The organism is Flavobacterium sp. ENC, assembly GCF_020991415.1.
Classification (GTDB): Bacteria; Bacteroidota; Bacteroidia; order Flavobacteriales; family Flavobacteriaceae; genus Flavobacterium.
The window spans coordinates 239,532-263,218 of sequence record NZ_JAJMOY010000001.1 but is presented as its reverse complement, the minus strand read 5'-3'; the positions used below and the strand labels follow the sequence as shown (position 1 = coordinate 263,218).

General features: G+C 35.9%; 23 protein-coding genes. 9 read left to right on the top strand and 14 right to left on the bottom strand.

The genetic code is table 11. From position 1 onward, the window contains the following. Nucleotides 1–80: 80 nt before the first annotated feature. From LPB89_RS01065 to LPB89_RS01055, 3 genes are all read right to left on the bottom strand, one after another. Nucleotides 81–2,216: a polyribonucleotide nucleotidyltransferase gene (locus tag LPB89_RS01065; RefSeq protein WP_127337893.1), complete on the bottom strand. Its 2,136-nt coding sequence runs from the start codon at nt 2,214–2,216 to the stop codon at nt 81–83. Nucleotides 2,217–2,394: 178 nt separating this feature from the next. Beyond that, entirely contained in the window at nt 2,395–2,661 is a 267-nt protein-coding gene (gene rpsO, locus LPB89_RS01060) for a 30S ribosomal protein S15 (protein ID WP_041516556.1), read from the bottom strand. 163 nt (nt 2,662–2,824) lie between these two features. Then, nucleotides 2,825–3,280 carry a GAF domain-containing protein gene (locus tag LPB89_RS01055; RefSeq protein ID WP_230699884.1) on the bottom strand — a complete coding sequence of 152 codons (456 nt, stop codon included), beginning with the start codon at nt 3,278–3,280 and terminating at the stop codon, nt 2,825–2,827. A gap of 70 nt (nt 3,281–3,350) precedes the next feature. Here LPB89_RS01055 and xrtF point away from each other — a divergent pair, with 70 nt between their 5' ends. The 6 genes from xrtF to LPB89_RS01025 all read left to right on the top strand — a co-directional run bounded on the left by xrtF (nt 3,351) and on the right by LPB89_RS01025 (nt 8,058). Next, nucleotides 3,351–3,887, top strand: coding sequence for an exosortase family protein XrtF (gene xrtF / locus LPB89_RS01050; RefSeq protein ID WP_230699883.1), 537 nt, complete (start codon nt 3,351–3,353; stop codon nt 3,885–3,887). Then, a complete protein-coding gene (locus tag LPB89_RS01045) occupies nt 3,877–4,323 on the top strand; it encodes an exosortase F system-associated protein (RefSeq protein WP_230699882.1) in 447 nt (148 codons plus the stop codon). The genes xrtF and LPB89_RS01045 overlap by 11 nt, the downstream gene beginning before the upstream one ends. Nucleotides 4,324–4,369: 46 nt before the next feature. Then, complete coding sequence (locus tag LPB89_RS01040; RefSeq protein ID WP_230699881.1) at nt 4,370–4,768, top strand: hypothetical protein; 399 nt, start codon at nt 4,370–4,372, stop codon at nt 4,766–4,768. A gap of 102 nt (nt 4,769–4,870) precedes the next feature. Beyond that, nucleotides 4,871–6,877, top strand: coding sequence for a TonB-dependent siderophore receptor (locus LPB89_RS01035; protein ID WP_230699880.1), 2,007 nt, complete (start codon nt 4,871–4,873; stop codon nt 6,875–6,877). A 29-nt stretch (nt 6,878–6,906) separates the two neighbouring features. Next, a complete protein-coding gene (locus tag LPB89_RS01030; RefSeq protein ID WP_230699879.1) occupies nt 6,907–7,248 on the top strand; it encodes a heavy-metal-associated domain-containing protein in 342 nt (113 codons plus the stop codon). A gap of 129 nt (nt 7,249–7,377) precedes the next feature. Continuing rightward, entirely contained in the window at nt 7,378–8,058 is a 681-nt protein-coding gene (locus LPB89_RS01025; RefSeq protein ID WP_230699878.1) for a DedA family protein, read from the top strand. A 228-nt stretch (nt 8,059–8,286) separates the two neighbouring features. Here LPB89_RS01025 and rodA read toward each other — a convergent pair whose 3' ends face one another. The 6 genes from rodA to purH all read right to left on the bottom strand — a co-directional run bounded on the left by rodA (nt 8,287) and on the right by purH (nt 15,540). After that, nucleotides 8,287–9,522, bottom strand: a complete 1,236-nt coding sequence (rodA, locus tag LPB89_RS01020; RefSeq protein ID WP_230699877.1) for a rod shape-determining protein RodA — start codon at nt 9,520–9,522, stop codon at nt 8,287–8,289. 13 nt (nt 9,523–9,535) lie between these two features. Continuing rightward, nucleotides 9,536–11,500 (bottom strand): penicillin-binding protein 2, encoded by a 1,965-nt coding sequence (gene mrdA / locus LPB89_RS01015; protein ID WP_230699876.1) that lies wholly within the window; start codon nt 11,498–11,500, stop codon nt 9,536–9,538. After that, nucleotides 11,497–12,003 carry a rod shape-determining protein MreD gene (locus LPB89_RS01010; RefSeq protein ID WP_230699875.1) on the bottom strand — a complete coding sequence of 169 codons (507 nt, stop codon included), beginning with the start codon at nt 12,001–12,003 and terminating at the stop codon, nt 11,497–11,499. The genes mrdA and LPB89_RS01010 overlap by 4 nt, the downstream gene beginning before the upstream one ends. Continuing rightward, a complete protein-coding gene (gene mreC / locus LPB89_RS01005) occupies nt 11,996–12,820 on the bottom strand; it encodes a rod shape-determining protein MreC (RefSeq protein WP_230699874.1) in 825 nt (274 codons plus the stop codon). The genes LPB89_RS01010 and mreC overlap by 8 nt, the downstream gene beginning before the upstream one ends. Before the next feature lie 110 nt (nt 12,821–12,930). After that, entirely contained in the window at nt 12,931–13,959 is a 1,029-nt protein-coding gene (locus LPB89_RS01000; RefSeq protein ID WP_007804822.1) for a rod shape-determining protein, read from the bottom strand. 54 nt (nt 13,960–14,013) lie between these two features. Next, a complete protein-coding gene (gene purH / locus LPB89_RS00995) occupies nt 14,014–15,540 on the bottom strand; it encodes a bifunctional phosphoribosylaminoimidazolecarboxamide formyltransferase/IMP cyclohydrolase (protein ID WP_230699873.1) in 1,527 nt (508 codons plus the stop codon). A 165-nt stretch (nt 15,541–15,705) separates the two neighbouring features. Between purH and LPB89_RS00990 the strand changes: the two genes are divergently transcribed. The 3 genes from LPB89_RS00990 to LPB89_RS00980 all read left to right on the top strand — a co-directional run bounded on the left by LPB89_RS00990 (nt 15,706) and on the right by LPB89_RS00980 (nt 19,283). Beyond that, on the top strand, nt 15,706–16,953 hold the full coding sequence (locus tag LPB89_RS00990) for an ABC transporter permease (protein ID WP_230699872.1): 1,248 nt from the start codon (nt 15,706–15,708) through the stop codon (nt 16,951–16,953). A 99-nt stretch (nt 16,954–17,052) separates the two neighbouring features. Next, nucleotides 17,053–18,099: an NAD(P)-dependent alcohol dehydrogenase gene (locus LPB89_RS00985; protein ID WP_230699871.1), complete on the top strand. Its 1,047-nt coding sequence runs from the start codon at nt 17,053–17,055 to the stop codon at nt 18,097–18,099. Nucleotides 18,100–18,398: 299 nt separating this feature from the next. Further along, a complete protein-coding gene (locus tag LPB89_RS00980; protein ID WP_230699870.1) occupies nt 18,399–19,283 on the top strand; it encodes a cupin-like domain-containing protein in 885 nt (294 codons plus the stop codon). A gap of 102 nt (nt 19,284–19,385) precedes the next feature. Here the strand turns inward: LPB89_RS00980 and LPB89_RS00975 are convergent, their stop codons facing one another. The 5 genes from LPB89_RS00975 to LPB89_RS00955 form a co-directional block, all read right to left on the bottom strand. Next, nucleotides 19,386–19,805 carry a helix-turn-helix domain-containing protein gene (locus LPB89_RS00975; RefSeq protein ID WP_230699869.1) on the bottom strand — a complete coding sequence of 140 codons (420 nt, stop codon included), beginning with the start codon at nt 19,803–19,805 and terminating at the stop codon, nt 19,386–19,388. 190 nt (nt 19,806–19,995) lie between these two features. Beyond that, nucleotides 19,996–20,613, bottom strand: a complete 618-nt coding sequence (locus LPB89_RS00970) for a hypothetical protein (RefSeq protein WP_230699868.1) — start codon at nt 20,611–20,613, stop codon at nt 19,996–19,998. A 289-nt stretch (nt 20,614–20,902) separates the two neighbouring features. Continuing rightward, nucleotides 20,903–21,364 (bottom strand): hypothetical protein, encoded by a 462-nt coding sequence (locus tag LPB89_RS00965; protein WP_230699867.1) that lies wholly within the window; start codon nt 21,362–21,364, stop codon nt 20,903–20,905. Nucleotides 21,365–21,422: 58 nt separating this feature from the next. Then, nucleotides 21,423–21,758, bottom strand: coding sequence for a hypothetical protein (locus LPB89_RS00960; protein WP_230699866.1), 336 nt, complete (start codon nt 21,756–21,758; stop codon nt 21,423–21,425). Between the two features lie 127 nt (nt 21,759–21,885). After that, complete coding sequence (locus tag LPB89_RS00955) at nt 21,886–23,676, bottom strand: hypothetical protein (RefSeq protein ID WP_230699865.1); 1,791 nt, start codon at nt 23,674–23,676, stop codon at nt 21,886–21,888. Nucleotides 23,677–23,687 lie beyond the last annotated feature (11 nt).

Genomic DNA, 23,687 nt, shown 5'->3' with positions numbered 1-23,687 from the left:
TTCTTTCAAACGAAAAACCCCAATTCAAATAAATGAATTGGGGTTTTCTATGAATAAACCTTTAGTAAACTAAGATCTGATTACTCTTTTTTGTCCTCACGCGGAGGTCTTTGTAAAAGCGCTTTTCTGGACACTTTTTCTTTTCTTGTTTTAGGATCAAGACCTAAATATTTTACTTCAAAAACATCTCCCATGTTTACAACATCGGTAACATTTTCAGTACGTTCCCAGGCTAGCTCGGATACGTGCAGTAAAACTTCATTTCCTGGTGCAGCAGTATATTCTACTACAGCTCCAAAGTCAAGCATTTTGATTACTTTAACTTCGTAAGCTTCTCCCATTTGCGGTTTGAAAGTGATCGACTTAATTTTAGCCAATACTGCCTCAATTCCTGCAGGGTCTGTACCTAAGATTTCAATAACACCTTCTTCGTTTACTTCGTTGATCACGATAGTTGTTCCGGTAGCTTTTTGTAATTCCTGAATTACTTTTCCACCAGGTCCGATCAACGCTCCGATAAAGCTTCCAGGAATAGTTCTGGTGATGATTTTAGGAGAGTGTGCTTTAACATCTGCATTTGGTTTTGCAAGAGTTTCAAGTAATTTTCCTAAAATATGCAAACGTCCTTCACGGGCCTGAGCCAAAGCCTGCTCCATGATTTCGTATTTCAATCCGTCAATTTTGATGTCCATCTGACAAGCTGTAATACCTTCAGAAGTTCCGGTTACTTTGAAATCCATATCCCCTAAGTGATCTTCATCACCTAAAATATCAGATAAAACAGCAAAACGCTCTCCGTCTGTAATCAATCCCATTGCAATTCCTGAAACCGGACGAATCATTTGAATACCGGCATCCATTAAAGCTAATGTTCCCGCACAAACGGTAGCCATAGAAGAGGAACCATTTGATTCCAGTACTTCAGAAACAACTCTGATAGTATATGGATTTTCAGCAGGAATCATGTTTTTCAACGCTCTTTGTGCCAGATTTCCGTGTCCAACTTCTCTTCTTGAAGTTCCTCTTAACGGACGAGCTTCACCTGTAGAAAAGGGTGGGAAGTTATAATGTAAATAGAATTTTTCTTCTCCTTGTTCAGAAGGTGAATCGATTTGGTTTGCTTCTCTGGATGTTCCTAAAGTTGCTGTTGCCAAAGCCTGGGTTTCTCCACGTGTAAACAATGCAGAACCGTGAACAGATGGTAAGTAATCTACTTCACACCAGATTGGTCTGATTTCTGTAGTTTTTCTTCCGTCAAGACGGGTTCCTAAATCTAAAGTTACATTACGAACCGCTTCTTTATTGGTTTTGTAGAAATATTTAGCAACTAAATCTCCATTTTCTGCCAATTCTTCTTCAGTAAATAAGGCTTTTACTTCTTCTTTTACGGCATCAAATGCAGCAGAACGTTCGTGTTTCGCCGAACCTTTGCTTGCAATGGCGTAAATTTTATCGTAAGCTGCTGCTTTTACTTTTGCGTAAATAGCATCGTCTGTTTTTTCAGTTTCATAAGTACGAACTTCTTTTTTTCCAAAAGCAGCTGCCAGTCTTTCCTGAGCAGCAATTTGTACTTTAATATGCTCGTGTGCAAATTTAATCGCTTCTAACATTTCAGCTTCTGAGATTTCTTTCATCTCTCCTTCTACCATTGCGATAGAATCAGTCGAAGCTCCAATCATCATATCAATATCAGATAATTCTAATTGTGCGCGGGATGGATTGATGATAAATTTACCGTCAATTCTTCCAACTCTGGCTTCAGAAATTAAAGTTTCAAAAGGAATATCAGACAAAGCAAGTGCTGCCGAAGCGGCTAATCCTGCTAATGCATCCGGCATAACTTCATCGTCATGAGACATAAGCTGAATCATAACCTGAACTTCTGCGTGATAATCACTTGGGAAAAGCGGACGTAAAACACGGTCAACTAATCTCATTGTTAATACTTCGCTATCACTAGGACGAGCTTCTCTTTTGAAGAAACCACCAGGGAAACGACCTGCTGCTGCAAATTTTTCACGGTAATCTACCGTTAATGGTAAAAAGTCAATACCAGGACTTGCTTTTCTTGATGATACAACTGTTCCTAAAATAACAGTTTTACCAATTCTTACTACTACAGAACCATCCGCTTGTTTTGCTAAACGGCCTGTCTCGATTGTGATGCTTCTGCCATCACCTAAATCGATACTTTCTACAAATAATTGTGGAATCATAAATTTTTTCCTTATTGGTTATACAATGGGTTTTAGTTGTGTTGTAGTTGTTGTGTGTAGTTGTTGTTTATTCTAAAACCCAATGAAAAACCAAACTTTTTTTCTTATAAAATGCTTGTAATAAATATATTCCGTAAAAAACAAAAAGAGGCACTTTCGCACCTCTTTTCTATATTGATTATTTTCTGATATTCAATACTTTGATAATCTCACGATATCTGTTGATCTCTTTCTTTTTCAAGTAATCCAACAAAGATCTTCTTTTACCTACTAACAGTACAAGAGAACGCTCAGTGTTGTAATCGTGACGATTTTTTTTCAAGTGCTCAGTTAAGTGTGAAATTCTGTAAGTGAACAATGCAATTTGAGCTTCTGCTTTTCCAGTGTTTGTTGCTTCACCGTGTTGTGCAAAAATCTCTTCTTTTTTTTCTTTAGTTAAATACATTCCAATATTATTTAATGATTTTTATGTAGTCGTACATCTTTTGTAAGACGGTGCAAAATTACATTTTTTTTTCGAAAAAATAAATTTAAAGACTGAAAAATTTAAAGTTCCAATAATTTAGGCAAAAAAATGCCTTTCTGGTAATTCTTTACTATGTTGTTTTTTAAAATAATTTAGCAACTTCCTGGTTTACAAATTCTAAAAACCTTTCGTCGGCTTCTGTAAACGGATCGATAACGTGACTGTCAATGTCAATCTGACCAATGTTTTGTCCGTTAACAAATAAAGGAACAACGATTTCTGACTTCACCGTAAAACTGCAGGCAATATAATTGTCCTGTGCAGCAACATCCGGTACTACAAAGTTGGCATTGCTTTCCGCAACCTGGCCACAGATTCCTTTCCCAAAAGGAATCACGGTGTGATCAGTTTCTGCCCCGACATAAGGACCTAAATGAAGAGTTTTGTTTTCGTGATTCGCAAAATAAAATCCAACCCAATTGTAATATTCAACGTGTTCATTTAACAATTGGCAGACAGCTAATAATTTTTCGTCCCTAACAGTATTGGTGTCAGCAATAATAGCGCTTATTTTTGGTTGTAATTCCTGAAATGTCATAATGCAAAATTTTATGCAAAAGTATTTAATACTGAATTTAAAAAATACATAAATTTGTTAAAAATTTCACTTGAAAAAATATTTACTTCAATTTAAACCTTTTCTGATTTTTATGGGCACTTTTTTTGCTGCTTATATCGGATTGACGGTGATTTATAAACTTTACTTAAACAGTTTTGTAGCAAATGATATTGATGGAATAACCACAATCATTAGTCGTAATGTAGAGCAGTTGATGCACTTGTTCACTGCTGATATTAAAGTTATTAAGAGTGTCTCAGGTCCCTACACGGAGGTTTGGTATAATAACAGGTTTACAATTCGAATTGTAGAAGGGTGTAATGCTGTAAGTGTTATTATTCTGTTTGTTTCTTTTGTGTTAGCATTTTCCGGAAAGTTTAAAACGACTTTGCTCTTTATTCTGTTTGGTATTGCGCTGATTTATGTTATGAATGTCATCCGAATTGGGTTATTGACAGTATTGCTGTATCATTTTCATCAGCAGGAACATCTTCTCCACGGAGTCCTTTTTCCATTAATAATCTACGGACTGGTTTTTAGTTTGTGGGTTTTTTGGGTCAACAAATTTTCTAAGTATGCTAAATAAAGTAAGGGATAATAAGGGAAAAATCACCATTGCGGTTCTTATAGTACTGTGCTTTGGACTTATAAGAGCTTTTGAAGAGGCATTGTTCTATGATCCTTTTTTGGTTTATTTTGATTCCGATTTTAAGGGGCTGCCTTTTCCTGAAGTTGATGTGTCTAAACTTTTTTTCGGACTTTTAGTGCGCTATTTTCTAAACTCCGGTTTGTCGCTTCTGCTTATTTATGTACTGTTTCAGGATTTGGAAATTGTGAAGTTCAGTGCATTGCTCTATAGTTGTTTTCTGGTGATCCTTTTCGCGGCGTTTTTTGTAATTCTCCACTATTATCGTGACGGGAGCTGGCTGCTTTTTTACGTCAGGAGGTTTATTATTCAGCCCATTTTTGTTTTGCTTTTTATTCCTGCCTTTTATTATCAGATGCAGGGTTTTAAAAAATAACATTTTATTTGTTCTTTTCTAAGGTCTTTTGAATATTTTTGCAGCTATGAATGTAAAGAAGTGCACCGGATTATTTTTAGCGTTCCTGCTGTTGGTTTCCAACATAGGGTTTGCTTTTGATGTGCATTATTGCGGAGGTAAAATCGCTTCCGTTTCTTTAAATACTACAGTTTCTGCTGCTCCTGAAAAGAAATGCTGTGGAGCATCCGAGAAAAAATCATCCTGTTGTAAAGATAAAGTAGTTCATTTCGAAAAAAAATCGGATAACGCAACTTTTAAAATATTCTTTTTTCAGGTTCCTTTTCCTGCTGTAATTCAGGATTTCCAGCCGATTACTTTTCTGGCTGTACCAAATTTTAAAAGCCATCAGATTATTTCCTATTATTCTGATGCAAATGCACCACCTTTATATCAGTTATACAGACAATATATTTTTTACGCCTGATTTTACTATTTAGAATCAAGTCTCTCAAGGCTTGTATTGAACTGTTTTTGTGTTTCCCAAAACTTCAGAAATAGCATTTTCTAAATAATTAAAATCATTTTTATGCAAAAAAATATCATGCTTTTTGTGATGCTTTTGCTTTCCGTTTCTGTGTTTTCACAAGAAGACCTCGAAGAAGTAAAAATCACAAAAAAGCAAAAAGGGATTAAAAAATCCTATACTGTTACCGCCAACACGACGCTCATTACAAGCAAAGAATTACTAAAAGCCGCTTGTTGTAACCTTGCCGAAAGTTTCGAGACAAATCCGTCGATTGATGTCAATTTTTCGGATGCTCTGACCGGAACCAAACAAATAAAAATGCTGGGATTAACGAGTCCATATTTAATGATCACGGAAGAAAATATTCCTTCTGTCCGCGGTGCTTCCCAGGCTTACGGGCTATCATTTACACCGGGAACCTGGATCGAAAGCGTACAGATTACCAAAGGAGCCGGAAGTGTTATTAATGGTTACGAAAGTATTTCGGGACAAATAAATACAGAGCTTTTAAAACCGTTAAGTGACATTCCGTTTTTTCTGAATGCTTACGGATCTACTGATTCCCGTTTTGAACTGAATACGCATTTCAATAAAAAATTATCCGACAAATGGGCAACGAGCCTCTTCCTTCATGGCAATACACGTGTGGCAAAGAACGACATGAATAATGATGGTTTTCTCGACAATCCTTTAGGAAAACAAATCAATATTCTGAATCGCTATCAGTATTACGATGCCGAAAGTGGTCTGGTGAGTTTTATCAATTTCAGGTATATGAATGATAAAAAACAAACAGGTGAGGTCAATTTTGATAAAGACCGGGATAAAGGAACCACTAATTACTGGGGCTCGGAAATCAATACAGAACGCTTTGATGTTTCCACAAAAATAGGCTATGTTTTTCCGGATATGCCCTATCAGAGTATTGGTTTTCAGAATGCTTTCAACAGTCATAATCAACAGTCTTACTTCGGCCTAAATCAGTATAACATCAAACAAAACAGTTATTATTCGAATTTGATTTTCAATTCAATTATCAATAATACGATGCATAAATTCACAACAGGCCTGAATTTTTCGTACGATCAGTATCAGGAGTTTGTAAATGTAAATGATTACAGCAGAATTGATAATTCGGTGGGAGCATTTTTTGAATACACCTATGATAATACGGATAATTTCAGTTTGATTTTAGGCGGAAGGGTAGATAATCATAACCGCTTAGGCTTTTTTGTAACACCGCGTTTGCACATGCGATACAATCCGTGGAAGGATGGGGTGCTTCGTTTTTCAGCAGGAAGAGGAAAGCGTTCGGCTAATATCTTTGCCGAAAACCAGCAGCTTTTTGCAAGTGCAAGAACGTTTTCAATTTTAGATAATAATGGAAAACTTTATGGACTGAATCCTGAAATAGCCTGGAATTATGGTGTGAGTTTTTCCCAGAAGTTCAAACTGTTTGGGAAAAACGCCGATGCCGGATTTGATTTATATCGTACGGATTTTCAGAATCAGGCTGTTGTCGATCTGATGCAGAGCCCTCAGGAAGTTTTGTTTTATAATCTTAAAGGAAATTCATTTGCGAACAGCCTGCAGGTAGAGTTTAATTATGAGTTGATTCATAATCTGAATCTGAGAACGGCTTATAAATATTACGATATCCAGACCGATTATCTAAGAGGAACTTTTCAGCGACCGTTGCAGGCAAAACACCGTTTTTTAGGAAATCTTGAATATGAAACCAATCTCAATGATGACAGGCAATGGAAGTTTGATTATACCTTTAACTGGTCAGGAAAACAGCAATTACCGTATACGGAATCAAATCCTGCTGTAGATCAGTTTCCTGATTTTTCGCCTTCTTATGCAGTGATGAATATGCAGGTTACCAGAGTTTTCTCTTCGGTATTTGAGGTTTATATCGGCGGGGAAAACATAGGGAATTATAAACAGGAAAAAGCAATTTTAGGAGCCAATGATCCTTTCGGGCCTAACTTTGATGCTTCTGTAGCATATGCGCCAATATTTGGGCAAATGTATTACGCGGGATTACGATTTAAAATAAAATAATAACTTTATAAACTTTAATATTGAATAAAATGAAACATATAATTTTAATTGCCCTGATTGCTGTTTTTGGATTTTCAGCGCAGGCACAGACTAAGAAAAACAAGAATTTAAAATATGCCACCGAAGTAAATGGCAATTGTGAACAATGTAAGAAACGTATCGAAAAAGCAGCTTTTGGCGTGCCGGGTGTAAAGACAGCCAGCTGGGATATGAGTTCGCACCAGCTTACCGTTATTCTGAATGAAGAAAAATCCTCTCCGGCAGATCTGAATAAGGCAATTGCAAAAGTCGGTCATGATACCAAAGAGGTAAAAGCAGCTCAGGCAGATTACGATAATTTACATTCTTGCTGTAAGTACGAAAGACAATAATTTGAAGAGCCCGGGTTCGAATCCGGGCTTTTTTGAATCGTTAATTTATCTTTAAAATACCGCATTTTATTGTGGTTGAATTAAATTATTGTTACTTTCACGAACTTATAAATATAACCAAACGCATTTATGAATAATTTCGACTGGACCCAATTAATTAACCCTGAATTTTATATTACGTTAAGTGTCGGAGGATTTCAGATTGGATTATATATTGTTTTGTTTATAGTATTTGCTGAGACAGGACTTTTTGCAGGTTTTTTTCTGCCGGGAGACAGCCTGCTTTTTCTAGCGGGTATTTACAGTCGTGATTTGATTCAGAATGTGGTATATATTCCAAGCGATTTTATTAACGTCTTTTTGCTTTCAACGTTGGTTGCGGTGATGGGAGTTTTGGGTAATATGACGGGATATTGGTTTGGAGCCAAAAGCGGCTATTACCTCTTTAAAAAAGAAGATTCCTTCTGGTTTAAAAAGAAATACCTGCTGCAGTCAAAAGATTTCTTTGAGAAATATGGAGGCAAGGCCATTATTTATGCCCGTTTTCTTCCGATCTTCAGGACTTTCGCTCCAATCATTGCAGGGATAGTTTCCATGGATAAAAAGAAATTCATGTTTTATAATATTCTGAGTTCATTCCTCTGGTCATTCTTATTGATCTTTTCAGGGCATTATTTATATGGTGTTTTTCTAAAAGAAGGAATAGATTTAAAGGAACATATTGAATACATTATTATTATCATTGTAATCATCTCTACATTTCCGGTTTTACTTAAATTATTAAAGAAAAGGCCAAGCGAAAAAATATAAACATCAAAATATACACATAAAAAAGTCCGAAGTTTTAAGCTTCGGACTTTTTTATGTGATACAGTCAGTGATAAAAATACGGATCAGCTACTATATTATTTTGATACTATTTAAGTGTTAATTGGAATTTGGAATTCAGTATTGGAATTTAAAATTTACACCCAAGTTTCAGTATTGGAATTTGGAATTTATGCCCATGCTACGGAATTGGAATTTAACTTTTAAAGTTTACCATTCATTAACCTTATTGGCATCCATTTTTAAGAAGATAAACAATAAAATAGTGAATCCCCAAAGTCCGGAACCTCCATAAGAAAAGAAAGGCAACGGCACTCCAATAGTCGGAAAAATCCCGGCAACCATGGCAATATTTACAAAAAAGTGTGTGAATAAAATTCCGGCCACACAATAGCCATACACCCGACTGAATTTTGTCTTCTGCCTTTCAGCTAAATAAATGACTCTCAGTAATAATCCAACGAAAAGGGAAATGACCACTAAGGATCCCAGAAAACCCCATTCCTCACCAACAGTTGTAAAGATGTAATCGGTATGTTGTTCCGGCACAAATCCGCCTTTGGTCTGAGTTCCTTCCAGGAAACCTTTTCCCATCCAGCCACCGGATCCAATGGCGATTTCAGATTGATTGGTGTTGTATCCGATACCTTTCATATCGACACTTTTTCCTAAAAGGATATTGAAGCGGTCTCTATGGTGTTGTTTGAAAACATTGTCAAATACATAATCAACAGAAAGAACAAAACCTGAAATTATGGCCAGTAAGATTGCACTTAAAAGAAGGTTTCGATCGACGACTCTTCCCTTGAAATAGATGATGGTTAATACTGCCAGGGAGATTAAAATTACGACATAGGGTTCCAGGACAAGCGTTAAAACAAATAGTAATATCGCTAAAAAGCCGGTCCATACGTACCATGCCGGTAATCCTTCCCTGAACAAAACAACGATAAAAATACTGTAAATCAGCGCACTTCCCGGGTCGGGTTGTGGTAATATCAGAAGGACCGGTAAAAACACAATGGCTAAAGCCTGAATTTGCCTGTTGGTTTCTTTTAAGTTAATCTGACTGTCACTCAGGTATTTTGCCAATGCCAGTGAAGTTGCCGCTTTGGCAAACTCCGAAGGCTGTATCGTAAAACTTCCTATAGCATACCAGCATCTCTGGCCGGCTATTGTTTTTCCAAAAAGAAACAAACCAGCCAACGATAATAAGGAGACACCAAAAATAATACTGGCATACTTTTCATAAAATTTACCATCCACAAAAAGAACAATAAAAATTAATGGAATTGTACAGGCAATAAAAATTAATTGTTTTTCATAAGTACCATCAGTAGATAATAATGAAGAAGAATAGATGTTTAGCCACCCCAATACTACAAGTACAGCGTAGATAATAACACTTATCCAGTCAATATTATTTTTTACACTTTGATTTCTCATTTGAAATGATCTTTTAGTTTTCTTTTGTTGTGTCTACCGGAATTTTTTTAATTTCTGTTTTTGGAGTTCCTGCTTTTGGAACAATAATCTTAGCTTTCAAAACAGAATCTTTAGGTGTAGATTCAATTAAGCTTGCAGGATTTATTCCTCCAACTTTTGCATATTCGCTAACTAAGCTTTTGTTTAAAACCCGAATTTCCAAATCGGTTCTCGAGATTTTTTTTCTAAGGTATTTTTCAACCATCAAACTGGCAATTGGACCTGCAACAGTGGCTCCAAAACCTCCATTTTCAATCATAATAGCAATTGCGATTTTAGGATTGTCTTTTGGGGCAAAAGCCACAAAAATAGAGTGATCCTTTAGTTTTGTTCTGACACCATCGATTTTTGCATAGTTTTCGGCAGTTCCCGTTTTTCCGCAAATATCGATTCCTTCCACTCTTAAGGCGTAAGCGGTTCCCTTGTTGTATACGTCGAATAAACCACTGATAACCGGAGGAAAATACTTTTTGTCAATTGTAGTCTCATGTTTCGTGGTGAATTTTGCATCAATTTTTTTGCCTTCAATTTTTTTAATAATATGAGGCGTATAATAATAACCCTGATTGGCAACGGTAGCCATCATGTTGGCTAATTGAATTGGAGTCATTAAAACTTCTCCCTGTCCGATTGCGTTTGATACAATAGTAGTACTTCTCCAGCCGCCGTTAGGATATATTTTTTTATATGTTTTTGAAGTCGGAATGTTTCCTTTTTTACCCGTTGGTAAATCGTATCCCATAAATTGGCCTAAACCGAAACTTTTTACGTGATTGCTCCATACATCCACCGCTTCTGCCGGATTTTTGTATTTATTAATGGTCAGCATATACGACTGGGCAAAATAAGTATTACACGAATTGTAAATTCCATTGTGTAACTGGTGCGGGCCAAAACCGTGGCATTTCATAAAACGGCCTCTACCATAACTGAAACCGTGATGGCACATAAAAGTAGTTTGTTCGTTAATGACACCTTCCTGAAGGGCAACCAGTCCGGTTAAGATTTTAAATGGAGATCCCGGAGGATATTCTGCCAGAAGTCCCCTGTCGTACAATGGTTTCGCAATAGAATCATGATACAAAAGCGTATAGTTTTTAGATCTTTGTCTTCCAACCAAAATACCGGGATCATAAGATGGAGCCGTAACCAATGCAAGGATTTCCCCTGATTTCGGTTCAATCGCAACAATTCCGCCTCGTTTGTTGATCATTAATTCTTCACCATACTTTTGAAGTTCAGCATCTATCGTTAAATTAATATCTTCTCCGGCAACGGCAATCGTATCGTATTTTCCTTCTTTATAGGAACCAATTTCCCGGTTATATTTGTCTTTCTGAATGTATTTTACACCTTTTATACCGCGTAAAATTTCTTCGTAGCTTTCTTCAACACCTTGTTTTCCAATTAAATCACCACTATTGTAGTACGGATTTTTGGCAATTAATCTTTCGTTTACCTGAGTGATAAAACCAAAAATATTGGCACCATAGTCTACTTCGTAATCACGAAGTGATCTTTTTTGGAAATAGAAGCCTTCATATTTTCGGATTTTCTCCTGAAAGGCAGCAAATTCGGCCTTGTTTAATTGTGACAGGAAAACAGAAGGCAATCTTGGGCTGTATACTCTGGCCTTTGCGATTCTTTTTTGGTATTCGTCTTTTGTGATATTCAGTAAAGTACAGAACTCATCGACGTTCAGGTCTTCCTTGATTTCGCGGGGAATCACCATGATGTCATAAGAGGCCTGGTTGGCTACCAGTAATTTACCATTTCGATCGTATATGTATCCTCTTTCCGGATAGTCATATACTTTCTTAATTGCATTATTTTCTGATTTTAATTTGAAGGAATCATCAATAATCTGCAAATAAAATACCCTGATCACTAGCAAAGATGCTGCAATAATAATTAAAGAGGGCAGCAGGACTTTTCTCATCTTTTATTGGGCTTAATAAGATATATTATTATAATTGAAACGATTATGGTAAATATGGAACTAAATAAAGTTCGGAGTAAAATGTCACCAATAAACTTAAACTGAAAAGCTTCCAGTGTAAATAGTATGATATGATGTAATATCACTGACACTAAAATAAAGGAGAACCTTTCCGGTGTTAGGGATTCATTCAGTTTTATAGTTTGGTACTCATAACTTAATCCAAATGAAAATTTAAAAATATAAGGCCTGTAATAGGCTAGAATAACACAGGCTGTCGCATGAATTCCGCCTGAATTACAAAACATGTCCATCGTTAATCCAAGCAGGAAACTTGAAATAATTAAACCGGATCTATTACTGTTTACAGGATAAAGAATAATATACAACAGGTACGGAAAAGGACTTATGTATCCAAGGAAATTCATATTATTGAAAATAACAACCTGAATTGCCAGTAACATAATAAATCGAAAAATATTGACTAACAATGCGCTATTCATCTTTCTCCTTTTTTTCTAAATTAATAAGTTCTTCTCGGTCTTTACTTTTAATAATATAAACATGTCCAAGGTTGGTCATGTCGTTAAACAGTTTTACGTTGATCACATAAAAACTGGTTTTGTCCTTAGTGTATATTTTGTCCACCGTTCCGATGTTAATTCCTTCGGGGAAAATTACAGATTGTCCACCGGTCACAATCGTATCTCCTTTTCGGATTGAAGCCAATCTTGGAACGTCTTCCAGCTGCACAAATCCTGTACTTTTGCCATTCCAGGTCAAAGAACCAAAGTGATTTGATTTCTTGATTTTGGCATTGATCTGCGATTTCATATTCAGAATACTAACTACAGTAGAATAGTTTTTTGATGTATTGTCTACAACACCAATAATTCCTAAACTATTGATAACTCCCATATCCTGTTTCACTCCTTCTTTTGTACCGGAGTTTAAGGTGATATAGTTTTCATGTGTATTGTAGGAGTTGTGAATAACCTTTGAAACAATAATATCCGCAGGTTTAACACCTTTTATGCTGTCTGCTAAAGGTACCTTTGTGGTGTCTTCCTTATTGAATAAAAGACTTTTTAATCTTGCGTTTTCAAGTACCAGTTCGTCGTTTTGTGTTCTTAGATTCAAATATTCGTTTACGCGATTAATTCTTTCATAAACACCTCCGCTTAAAAAATTTGCCGAACTGATTACTCTGCTTCTATGGTACGAATGAGATTGAATTGTGAGAGCCAACGAAATACCTAAAAGCAGCAAAAACAGCAATCGATTACTGTTTCTTATAATGAAATTAAAAATTTGCTGCATTTCTTGTTCGGTTATTTTGTTTCAGGATATGCTATTAGGTTCAAATTTTATTAGAGTCAAATGATTCAATCTGACTCTAATAAAAATATAGGAATTGTTTATTTTGAATCTTATTTTATTAAGATGCTTTTGAATTTTGCAATGTTTTTAAGTGCCATTCCGGTCCCGCGAACAACAGCTCTTAATGGATCTTCGGCAATGTAAACCGGTAAATCTGTTTTTTGTGAAATACGTTTGTCAAGACCTCTTAACATCGATCCGCCACCTGCTAAATAAATACCTGTGTTGTAAATGTCGGCGGCTAATTCCGGAGGAGTTTGTGATAAAGTCTCCATTACGGCATCTTCTATACGCTGAATTGATTTGTCTAATGCTTTGGCGATTTCACGGTACGAAACGTCAACTTGTTTAGGTTTACCGGTAAGTAAATCTCTACCCTGAACTGACATATCTTCCGGTGGGCCGTCTAAATCTTCAATAGCAGCTCCAATCTGAATTTTTATTTTCTCAGCAGTGCTTTCTCCAACAAAAAGGTTGTGTTGCGTACGCATGTAGTACACAATATCATTTGTGAAAACGTCACCTGCAATTTTTACAGATTTGTCACATACAATTCCGCCTAATGCAATAACCGCAATTTCAGTTGTTCCACCACCAATATCAACAATCATGTTTCCTTTTGGCTGCATGATATCGATACCGATACCAATTGCAGCTGCCATTGGCTCATGAATCAGATACACTTCTTTTCCGTTTACTCGTTCACAAGATTCTTTTACGGCACGCATTTCAACCTCAGTAATTCCGGAAGGAATACATACTACCATTCTTAAAGCGGGAGTAAACATTCTCTTTTTCAATGCCGGAATACTTTTAATGAACATATTGATCATTTTTTCCGAAGCATCAAAATCGGCAATTACACCGTCCTTCAAAGGCCTTATGGTCTTGATGTTTTCATGCGTTTTACCTTGCATCATGTTGGCTTCCTTACCAACTGCAATGATTTTGCCTGATATTCTGTCACGTGCAACGATTGACGGACTATCAATAACAACTTTATCATTATGTATGATTAAAGTGTTTGCGGTACCAAGGTCTATCGCAATATCCTCGGTCATGAAATCAAAAAATCCCATAAGTTTTTTAGGGGTTTAAAATGTTATAAATTATTTTGAACAAAGTTAAACAAATTAATGTTTAAAATGACGTGTTCCTGTAAATACCATTGCAAGATTATTTTCGTTGCAATAATTTATGCTTAATTCGTCTTTTATTGATCCTCCCGGCTGAATAACAGCGGTTATTCCGGCTTTTTTGGCTAATTCTACACAATCCGGAAAAGGGAAAAATGCATCACTTGCCATTGAAGCTCCTGTCAGGTCGAAACCGAAAGCTTTAGCCTTGTCAATAGCCTGCATTAAAGCATCAACTCTTGAGGTCTGACCCGTTCCTGACGAGATTAATGTTCCGTTTTTAGCAAAAACAATCGTATTCGATTTGGTGTTCTTGCAGATTTTCGAAGCAAATATCAAATCTTCTACTTCCTGAGCGGTCGGCGCTGTAGTAGTAACGGTTTTTAAATGCTCTTTAGTATCCGTAATGTTATTTCTGTCCTGAATTAACAAACCGTTAAGACATGTTCTCACTTGTCTTGAAGGCAATTCAACTTCATTCTGAACTAATATGATTCTGTTTTTCTTTTCCTGTAAAACCGTAATAGCTTCGTCGTCATAACTTGGAGCGATTACCACTTCACAGAATAATTTATTGATTTCCTGAGCAGTAGCCAGATCAATTTTAGTATTTGCAATCAAAACTCCGCCAAACGCAGAGGTAGGATCACAAGCCAAAGCGGCTAAGTAAGCCTCGCTGATCGTTTTTCTTGAAGCTAAACCGCAAGCATTGTTATGTTTTAAAATAGCGAAAGTAGGCCCGTCAGTTTTAAACTCATTAATTAAGTTTACGGCAGCATCTACATCCAGCAGGTTGTTGTATGATAATTCTTTTCCGTGCACTTTTTTGAACATCGCGTCAAAATCTCCGAAGAAGAAGCCTTTTTGGTGTGGATTTTCCCCATAACGTAAAATCTGGCCGTTATCAATACTTTCTTTATAGATGGTTTCATCTGTATTGAAGTAATTAAAAATAGCACCGTCATAATGAGAGGAAACGTGGAACGCTTTTGTAGCAAACAATCTTCTGTTTTCAAGGGTTGTTGCTCCGTTTTGTTCTGTAATCAAATCCAGAAGCAGACTGTATTCATTTACCGAAGCTACAATTACAGTGTCTTTGAAATTTTTGGCACCGGCACGGATTAATGAAATTCCGCCAATATCAATCTTTTCAATAATATCCTGTTCGCTGGCACCTGAAGCAACTGTTTTTTCAAACGGATACAAATCAACTATCACTAAATCAATCTGAGGAATATCAAACTCCTTCATTTGCTGAACGTCACTTTCGTTATCCTGACGGTTCAGGATTCCTCCAAAAATTTTCGGGTGCAGGGTTTTTACTCTTCCGCCAAGAATTTCAGGAAAAGAAGTGATGTCCTCAACCGGAACTACAGGAATACCTAAATTTTTGATAAAATCTTCAGTTCCTCCGGTTGAATAAAGTGTTACATTCTGTTCGTGTAATTTTCTAACGATTGGCTCCAGTCCATCTTTCGAAAAAACAGATATTAACGCCGATTGTATTGTTTTAGTTGTGCTCATTGTGTAGTTATGATTTTCAGACTGCAAAAGTAGTTTTTTTAAATATTATTTTAAAGAAAATTAATGTAACATTATGGTAAAAAAATCTACTGATGAGTAACTTAACTTTTGTTAGGTTTTTGTTTTTAAATTATTGAATTTTACTTTATTGAAAAATACAAAAATATGATTGTTTATCTAAGGTTGCTAAAAGAAAGTTTAAGCTTTGCCATAAATGCTTTACGGAATAACAAATTGCGTACGTTATTGTCATTACTTGGTGTAACAATCGGTATTTTTTCGATTATTGCGGTACTTGCTGCAGTAGATTCTTTAGACCGTAAAATTTCTAAAGACCTGAGCAGTTTAGATAAAAATACAATTTATTTGATGAAATATTGTTTTGGGCCTTCCGAAATTCCGCAATGGAAAAGAGAACAGTTCCCAAACGTAAAATATGACGAGTACATTGCCTTAAAAAATTCGCTTAACAACACACAACAGGTCGGTTATCAGCTTTTTGTCAATCATGAAAGTTTAAAATACGATTCCAAGACCGTTGCCGATGTCAATATTGTGCCTTCTTCCTTTGAGATGGTTGATATTGACGGACTAAGTTTTGATAAAGGAAGGTTTTACAACGAATCAGAATCAAATTCAGGAACCGCGGTTATTGTTTTGGGATATGAAATTGCACAGGGTCTTTTTGGGACGATGGATCCCATTGGGAAAAATATCAGGCTTTACGGGCAACGTTTTACCGTAATTGGCGTGATAACCAAACAGGGTGCAGGTCTGTTTGGCGATAGTAATGATACTTCCGTTTATTTACCGGCCAATTTTTTACGCCGAATGTATGGCGACAACGATTCAATGACACCCGTAATTGTTCTGAAACCGGTAAAAGGGGTTGATATGGATGCCTACAAAGCCGAAGTAGCCCAAAAAATAAGAGGAATCCGTGGAATGAAAGCGGGTGAAATGGATAATTTTTTTGTTAATGTACTTTCAGGGTTTACCGATTTTATTGACGGGATTTTAGGCCAGATGAATGTGGTGGGCTGGATTATCAGTGGCTTTTCGCTTTTGGTTGGCGGTTTCGGTATTGCCAATATCATGTTTGTATCTGTAAAAGAACGTACCAATCTTATCGGAATCCAGAAGTCGTTAGGGGCTAAAAACAGGTTTATTTTATTTCAGTTTTTGTTCGAAGCCATTATTTTATCGGTGATCGGAGGAATCATCGGATTGCTGATGGTTTGGGGGATTTCGGTTATATTGACCAAAGTATTGGATTTTGAATTCGTCTTAAGTTTCGGAAACATAATTTTAGGAACCAGCCTGGCTGCACTTATCGGATTGATTTCGGGAATTCTGCCGGCAATTTCGGCTGCAAATTTAGATCCGGTGGAAGCCATCAGGACCGGAATGTAAATTCAGACCCTAAAAAAAATCATCTTTTTTTACCACTTCAAATTTTATTTTGATGGAGAATTTATTGTAATTTTAATAGCTTAATTAAAATATAATAACATGATACCAGTAAAAGCTTATGCAGCATATGATGCAGAAAATCCGTTAAAACCCTATACGTTTGAAAGAAAAGAAGTTGGTGCTCATCAGGTTCAGATAGAAATCCTGTATAGCGGTGTTTGCCATTCTGATATTCATACGGCAAAAGGAGAATGGGGACCGGTGAATTACCCGTTAGTTCCGGGACACGAAATTGTCGGCCGTATTGTTGCTGTTGGAAGTGAGGTTTCGAAATTTAAAGTGGGAGAATTAGCCGGAATAGGCTGTTTTGTGGATTCCTGCAGAACTTGTCCGAGCTGCCAGGCAGGTGAGGAGCAGTTTTGTGACGAAGGAATGACGCAAACTTACAACAGCGTCGAAAGAGGAACCGATATTCCAACCAGAGGCGGTTATTCGACCAGTATTATCGTCGATGAAAATTATACCCTTCACGTTTCTGAAAAATTAGATTTAAAAGGAGTAGCGCCTTTATTATGTGCCGGAATCACTACGTATTCTCCGTTGCGCTATTTAAAAGTAGGCAAGGGACATAAAGTAGGCGTTTTAGGTTTAGGGGGTTTGGGACATATGGCCGTAAAATTTGCGGTTTCCTTTGGGGCTGAAGTGACCATGTTAAGTCATTCCCCGTCTAAAGAAGCAGATGCCAAAAAATTAGGGGCACATCATTTCGCTCTGACTTCAAATCCGGAGACCATGGAATCATTAGCGAACAGCTTCGATTTTATTTTAAATACCGTTTCGGCCAAACACGATCACAATGCGTATCTGAATTTACTAAAAACAAACGGAACGATGATTGTCGTGGGAGCACCTCCGGCACCGGCAGAAATTCCTGTTTTTACGTTAATCATGAAAAGAAGAAGCATTATTGGAAGTTTGATTGGCGGAATCAAAGAGACGCAGGAAATGCTTGATTACTGCGCCGAACACAATATTACGTCAGATGTAGAAATCATCGATATGTCGTACATTAATGAAGCTTACGAGCGTATGAATAAAAGTGATGTAAAATATCGTTTTGTGATTGATATGGCTTCGCTTAAATAAAAGGTTCTAAGGTGCTGAGTGGCTAAGGTTCTAAGGTTTTTTGCCTCTTTACGCGATTTAATTTCAGAACTATATCGCAAGAACCGGAGAATATTTCTTCGGTTTTTTTGATTTAAATGGTCTGGTTCTGAAATATAAGGACTGGAAAACTTGATGCTTTTGAATGTAAGAGTTGACCCTCTTGAAGCTATTTGGCAGGAAGATCGTCTGTTTTTCTTTTGTGCTATTTTAATGTGAATGTTATGGATAGGAAATAATTAGATAATTTTGAGAAACGGACAATTTAAATTGGGAAAAAAATGAGCTTTATACTAAAACCTGTCGATGTTGTTGAGTCTATTTCCAGACAAGATTTTAAGAAGAACTATTTAGATAAAAAAAAGCCTTTGATCCTAAAAGGGTTAACAAAAGACTGGCCGGCAAGAGAAAAATGGACCACCGATTATTTTAAGGAAATTGCAGGCGATATTGAGGTAAAACTCGTTGACAACTCCAAGGCAGATCCCAAAAAAGTAATTAATGCTTCGATTGCCACGATGAAATTTGGCGATTATCTTGATTTAATAAAAAGGGAGCCCACACAACTGCGTATTTTTTTCTTCAATCTTTTCAAGCACAAACCTGAATTGGTTCAGGATGTAAAAGTGCCAAAAGAATTAATGGGAGGGTTTATAGAAAGTATGCCTGCCATGTTTTTCGGAGGCTCTGAGGCCATCACATTTTTACATTATGATATCGATTTGCCCCATCTTTTTCACACCCATTTTGGAGGAAGAAAACAGGTTATATTGTTTGACTATAAATGGAAAAAAAGGCTCTATTGTGTTCCCAATACAACGTATGCTTTAGAAGAATATGATGTTTCCAACCCTGATTTTGAAAAATTCCCAGCCCTGAAAGGCGTCGAAGGTTATGAAGTTTTCCTGGAACACGGAGACACCTTATTCATGCCCACCGGTATGTGGCACTGGATGCGGTATATTGACGGCTCTTTTTCACTGAGTCTTCGGGCGTGGGACAGTTCCATAACCCGCAAAATGGCCAGCGTCTGGAGTTTGTTCCTGCATGGCGCGGTAGATAGCGCTGTAAAAATAGTTTTCAGGGAACGTTATGCGATATGGCGTGAGAAACTAGCCTTCACCATAGCCGAAAAAGAATTAAAAAAAGGCAGACCTAAAAAATAAGTACAGCTTTAGCGATATCATTTTTGGACAGGCCAAAGTAAAAAATCCCGGGGAAAAATTTCCTCGGGATTTTTTATTAAAATTCATGGGTTTCGAAAAAGCTTATTTTACTTTTAGCAGTTTTTCCAGATATTCATTCTTTTCTTTTTCTGACTGTATCAAACGTTCGTACAATTTTCTGTTTTCATCTGCCATTTCCATTATTTTATCTAATGCGTTGAATGTGCAGTGACTTGGGTTAGCGATAAAGCTATTGACAGCACTACTGTTGTCATAAAAATTATTGAAATAACTGATCATATTTTCTTCTGTAAAGTTTTTTACCGCTGCAACACTTACGCCAAGCGCTTTTGCTACTTGTTTAAGTTTTTCCTCGTCTATAGTTTCGCTGTTCTCGATAATCGAAATTGCCTTTTGGTCGGTTCCTAAAGCTTTAGCAAGGGCTTCCTGTTTCATTTCTTTCCGTTCACGAATACGGCTGATTTTTTGCCCGATATGATTTGGTTTTATTGCTGTGTTCATAATCCAAAGATATTTATATTGCTTTAGAAAAAAATGCCTTTGGTAAAAAACAGCTTTGCTTTTGTAAGTTACTTTTTTGGGTTCTTTTCGGGTGAAATGATTACTTACGGTGTATAAAGCAAAAATGTAATTATTCGCACAATTACTGATTGACGGAGAAAAATTTAAGATATCCCAGAATCTTAAGAATTTAATTTGAAAAATTCACTTTTGGTTTTATGAATGGAAAGGCAATTCTATTTTTGTCCCATTTAATATCCTCCGAATAATAATACTCGTTGTTACGCTTATATTTCAAAACAGTATCTTCTTCTTGTGTTGTTCTTCGTATAAATAAACGGTCCCGAAATTTCGTAAAAGAGTTCAAAGATTTGCGTAAGTCAAAAAATGCTTTAGAATTTACTGTGTCGGAGTTTGAGGCAATACAAGTTATGTTACGGAAATTATCATTATAATTCAATTTGATAAAATCGTAAATATTTTTATTTGAAAGTAAAATTAAGCCTCTGGGTTGTAAATTAATAAAGTATGGAATTGTATCCGCTGTTGGAGTTCCGCAGATCATCCCTATTTCATTCCTTTGAAAATAGTATATTGTGGTGTCTGAATCTATAATAAAAGTATCTGTTCCATAAACAAGCCAGCCGGGAATGGGAGGCATAGGTGGAATAGTGTCTTTACCAATGATTTTTTCGCGATTCTCCTGAGAAATTATATAGGGAATATTTTTTTCAACAATCTTTTCTTCTTTTTTAGCACAGTTCAAAAGAGCTAAACAAAATAATAAAGCAACAAATACTCTTTTCATAAACACTAAGATTTAAAATAAAGATATAAAAAAAGATGAATTATTCAATTTCGTGCTGGCGTTGTCAAGGTTGACCATTATGCATCTTTTTGTTCTATTAGTTGATAAATGGAATCGTTTTTATAGCTTTCTTTAATACAAGCGAAAAAAATATTGTCCTTATAGGCAGTTATCCATGGATTATTACTTTTGGTATAACTAAACTTTTCATATGAGTTTTTGCTGCAAGAGCAGAAACATATCAATATTAAAATGTATTTCATATAGCTTAAATAATTTATTTTATTTGTCACTCATACACGGGACAAAAATCTAATAAATAGACTCTGTAAAGAATGATTTTCCTTTTCTTCTTTTCGGTGTAATCTATTATATAAAGTACTTTCGGAGCACGTAGCAGCTTGCATGCAATGTATTCTCTATCTAAGTCTGTAAAAAAATCAATTCCAATAATATCCTTTTTATGTTTTCGTAAAAAAGATTGATTTTTAATTTTTGTATAGCTTTTGGAATCACCTTCATTAGTTAAAGAATCTTTTATGTCAGGTTTCTCAAATACAATTTGTTTAGTTTTGCCATCTTCTGTTTTTAACAAAAAACTATAGCGTCTGAAGTTCGCAGCGTAAACCTCTTTTTTTTCATTTTCATGTTTTTTAAATGCAATATAAATAGTGTCTAGCTGTTTAACATGGTCAATATTCTGGCTGAATCCAATATTTGTAATAAACAGTAAAATAATTAGCTTTTTCATCTGTTTTATTTTATCGATCAATTTCATTATGCTAATAGGCTATAAAAAACTCCATAGATTATTCAATTGATATAAGACTGCTTCTGTCAACCATTTTTACTTCTACTATTTTGATTTTAGAACGGCAAATATTATCATGATCAATTAAGTATATTTTCTTCTTTTCTAAAAGGAGTATTTCACTTTCACGAAACCCTAATTTTTTAAGAAAATTATAATTGAGGGTAATGTCCCTTCTTTTCTTTAGAAATGATTTTTTTTCAAACTTTACTTCCGGTGTAATCCTATAATTATTCACCAGAGTTAAATCTTGCCTTATTTTTGTATTCTCGACATCAAAATAAAAGTAATAATTGTAATTGTCTCTGTTTACAATGTTGTTTAAACCCTTCATTTGATTTAAATTATCGTTTTTGAAATAGAAATATACGGTATCAGATTCTTTTATCTTTTTAATATCCTGTCCATTTGATTTAACGGACAGACAGAATAAAATACTTAAAACGAAATAAAAGAAGTTTCTATTTTGAAAGGTAGAGTCTAACATAAGTTTGATATTGATTATAATAATTCATTTTGACTTGGTCAATTATATTTGTAGGGATGTTTTCTCCTGTTTGAGGATTATGTACTAAAGTCCCTATTTCAGACTTAAAAAAAGCGCAATCTTGTAATCCAGAAAGTGATATGTTTTTATAAAAATCATCCCAATTGAAATAAACGTCCTGAGTCGGAGACACTGGATGAAAAACTAATTCTTGCAATGATTTACTTTCTGAATTTGAAACCAAAATATTTTTTATCTCTGCAAGCACAGTTTTCATCGTGGGAATCATATTATTATATATAAAATCGTGTTGATTTTGTGTAGCTGTGAAACCATTGTACTTCTGGTTAACAATATTATAAAATTCCATATTATTAATATTAGGTATTGCCATGCCACTTCCAGCGTCACAGAGTTTTACATTCAAAAATGCATGTATGCATTCGTGTAAAATGGTTTTTGCAACAATTAATTTACTGTTATTTTTTATAAAATTGGGATCAATAGTTATAATGTTGGTTGTTGGATTTAATAAATTAGTATCTGTAGTGCCTCCTGCTCCGCTGCTAATACTTCCAATCTGGAATTTCACATTAAATCGCTTACTTTCCGCAAACGTATCAATAAATAGTTTTTTAAACTCCGGAGATTTCGTCAAAGCATCATAAACTTCAATAAACTTTTTCCCTTCAGTAGTCGCGTTTGTAATAGCCAATATATCAATATTCATTGGTGAATTTACAGAGGCGGTAAAATTAATCTTTAAACCGGGATTCGCTACCATGGCCCCTATTATTTGAGTCGTAAGCGCTTTCGCCGCAGCATTAGTATTCTGATCCAGGTAATTTTTTACTTCATTAGCAATATTATCATTGTTGAATAAAAAGGTTAATTGCTCAAAATTAAGTGTATTTCCTAATAATACGTTGATGTCATTGGCCAGTATCGGCACCTCACAATCTACAGACTGACAAGAAGGAGGCAACGATATTCCGGTATCTACCGGGGCACCGCCACCGCTGCCCGGAGTGCTGCCGCCGCCGCCGCCGCCGGCACCACTTTGGTCTCCGCCCATACCACCGCCTCCCATGCTTTCTCCGCAAGAGGCAATTTGGTAGGCTACAACCTGATACGTCGAGTACGGCAAAGAACCTTTGCCCTCGCAATTGGCTGCTTCGGAAGATCCGGAATGGGCTCCGCTGTAGCACTTATGTGCAGTTTCGATTACAGTATACTCGTATGTATTTTCACAGGCCGACTTAGAAGTCAAATTGTTAAAAGAAAAGGTTTCACTATTTACGGCTTTAAACCCCGTTACTTTAAAGTTTTTATGCTCACTCGCGATCCCATCAGGAAAGAAATAAGTGATGATGTAGGCTTTGTATTCCTCCTCGTTAAATCGTTTGGTCAGGATGAGGTTCTCAATCGTGTTGCTGGCAGGGGAATAATTATTTCGCTCAATGTAAAACGTAAACGATTCTTTGGCTTGTTCGTCATTTTTTACATAGGTCAGCCTCTCGGTAAAGATTTTAAAATCCAAAGCCTGAACGGTTCTTTTGGAAGTTGATTTTTGAGTTTCTGAGTTGGTGATCACCTTAAAAAGCGATTCCCTAGATCTAAGGAATTCATAATTTTTATGAAGCATTACTGCACCTTTTTGATCGGTATTTTCTGTTAGTCCTGACTCGCTGCTGCAGCCTGAAAGACATAATACAATGGCAAACACCACTGTTTTAATAAACGGGATGATTTTTTTGGTTGGCATATAAATGGTTT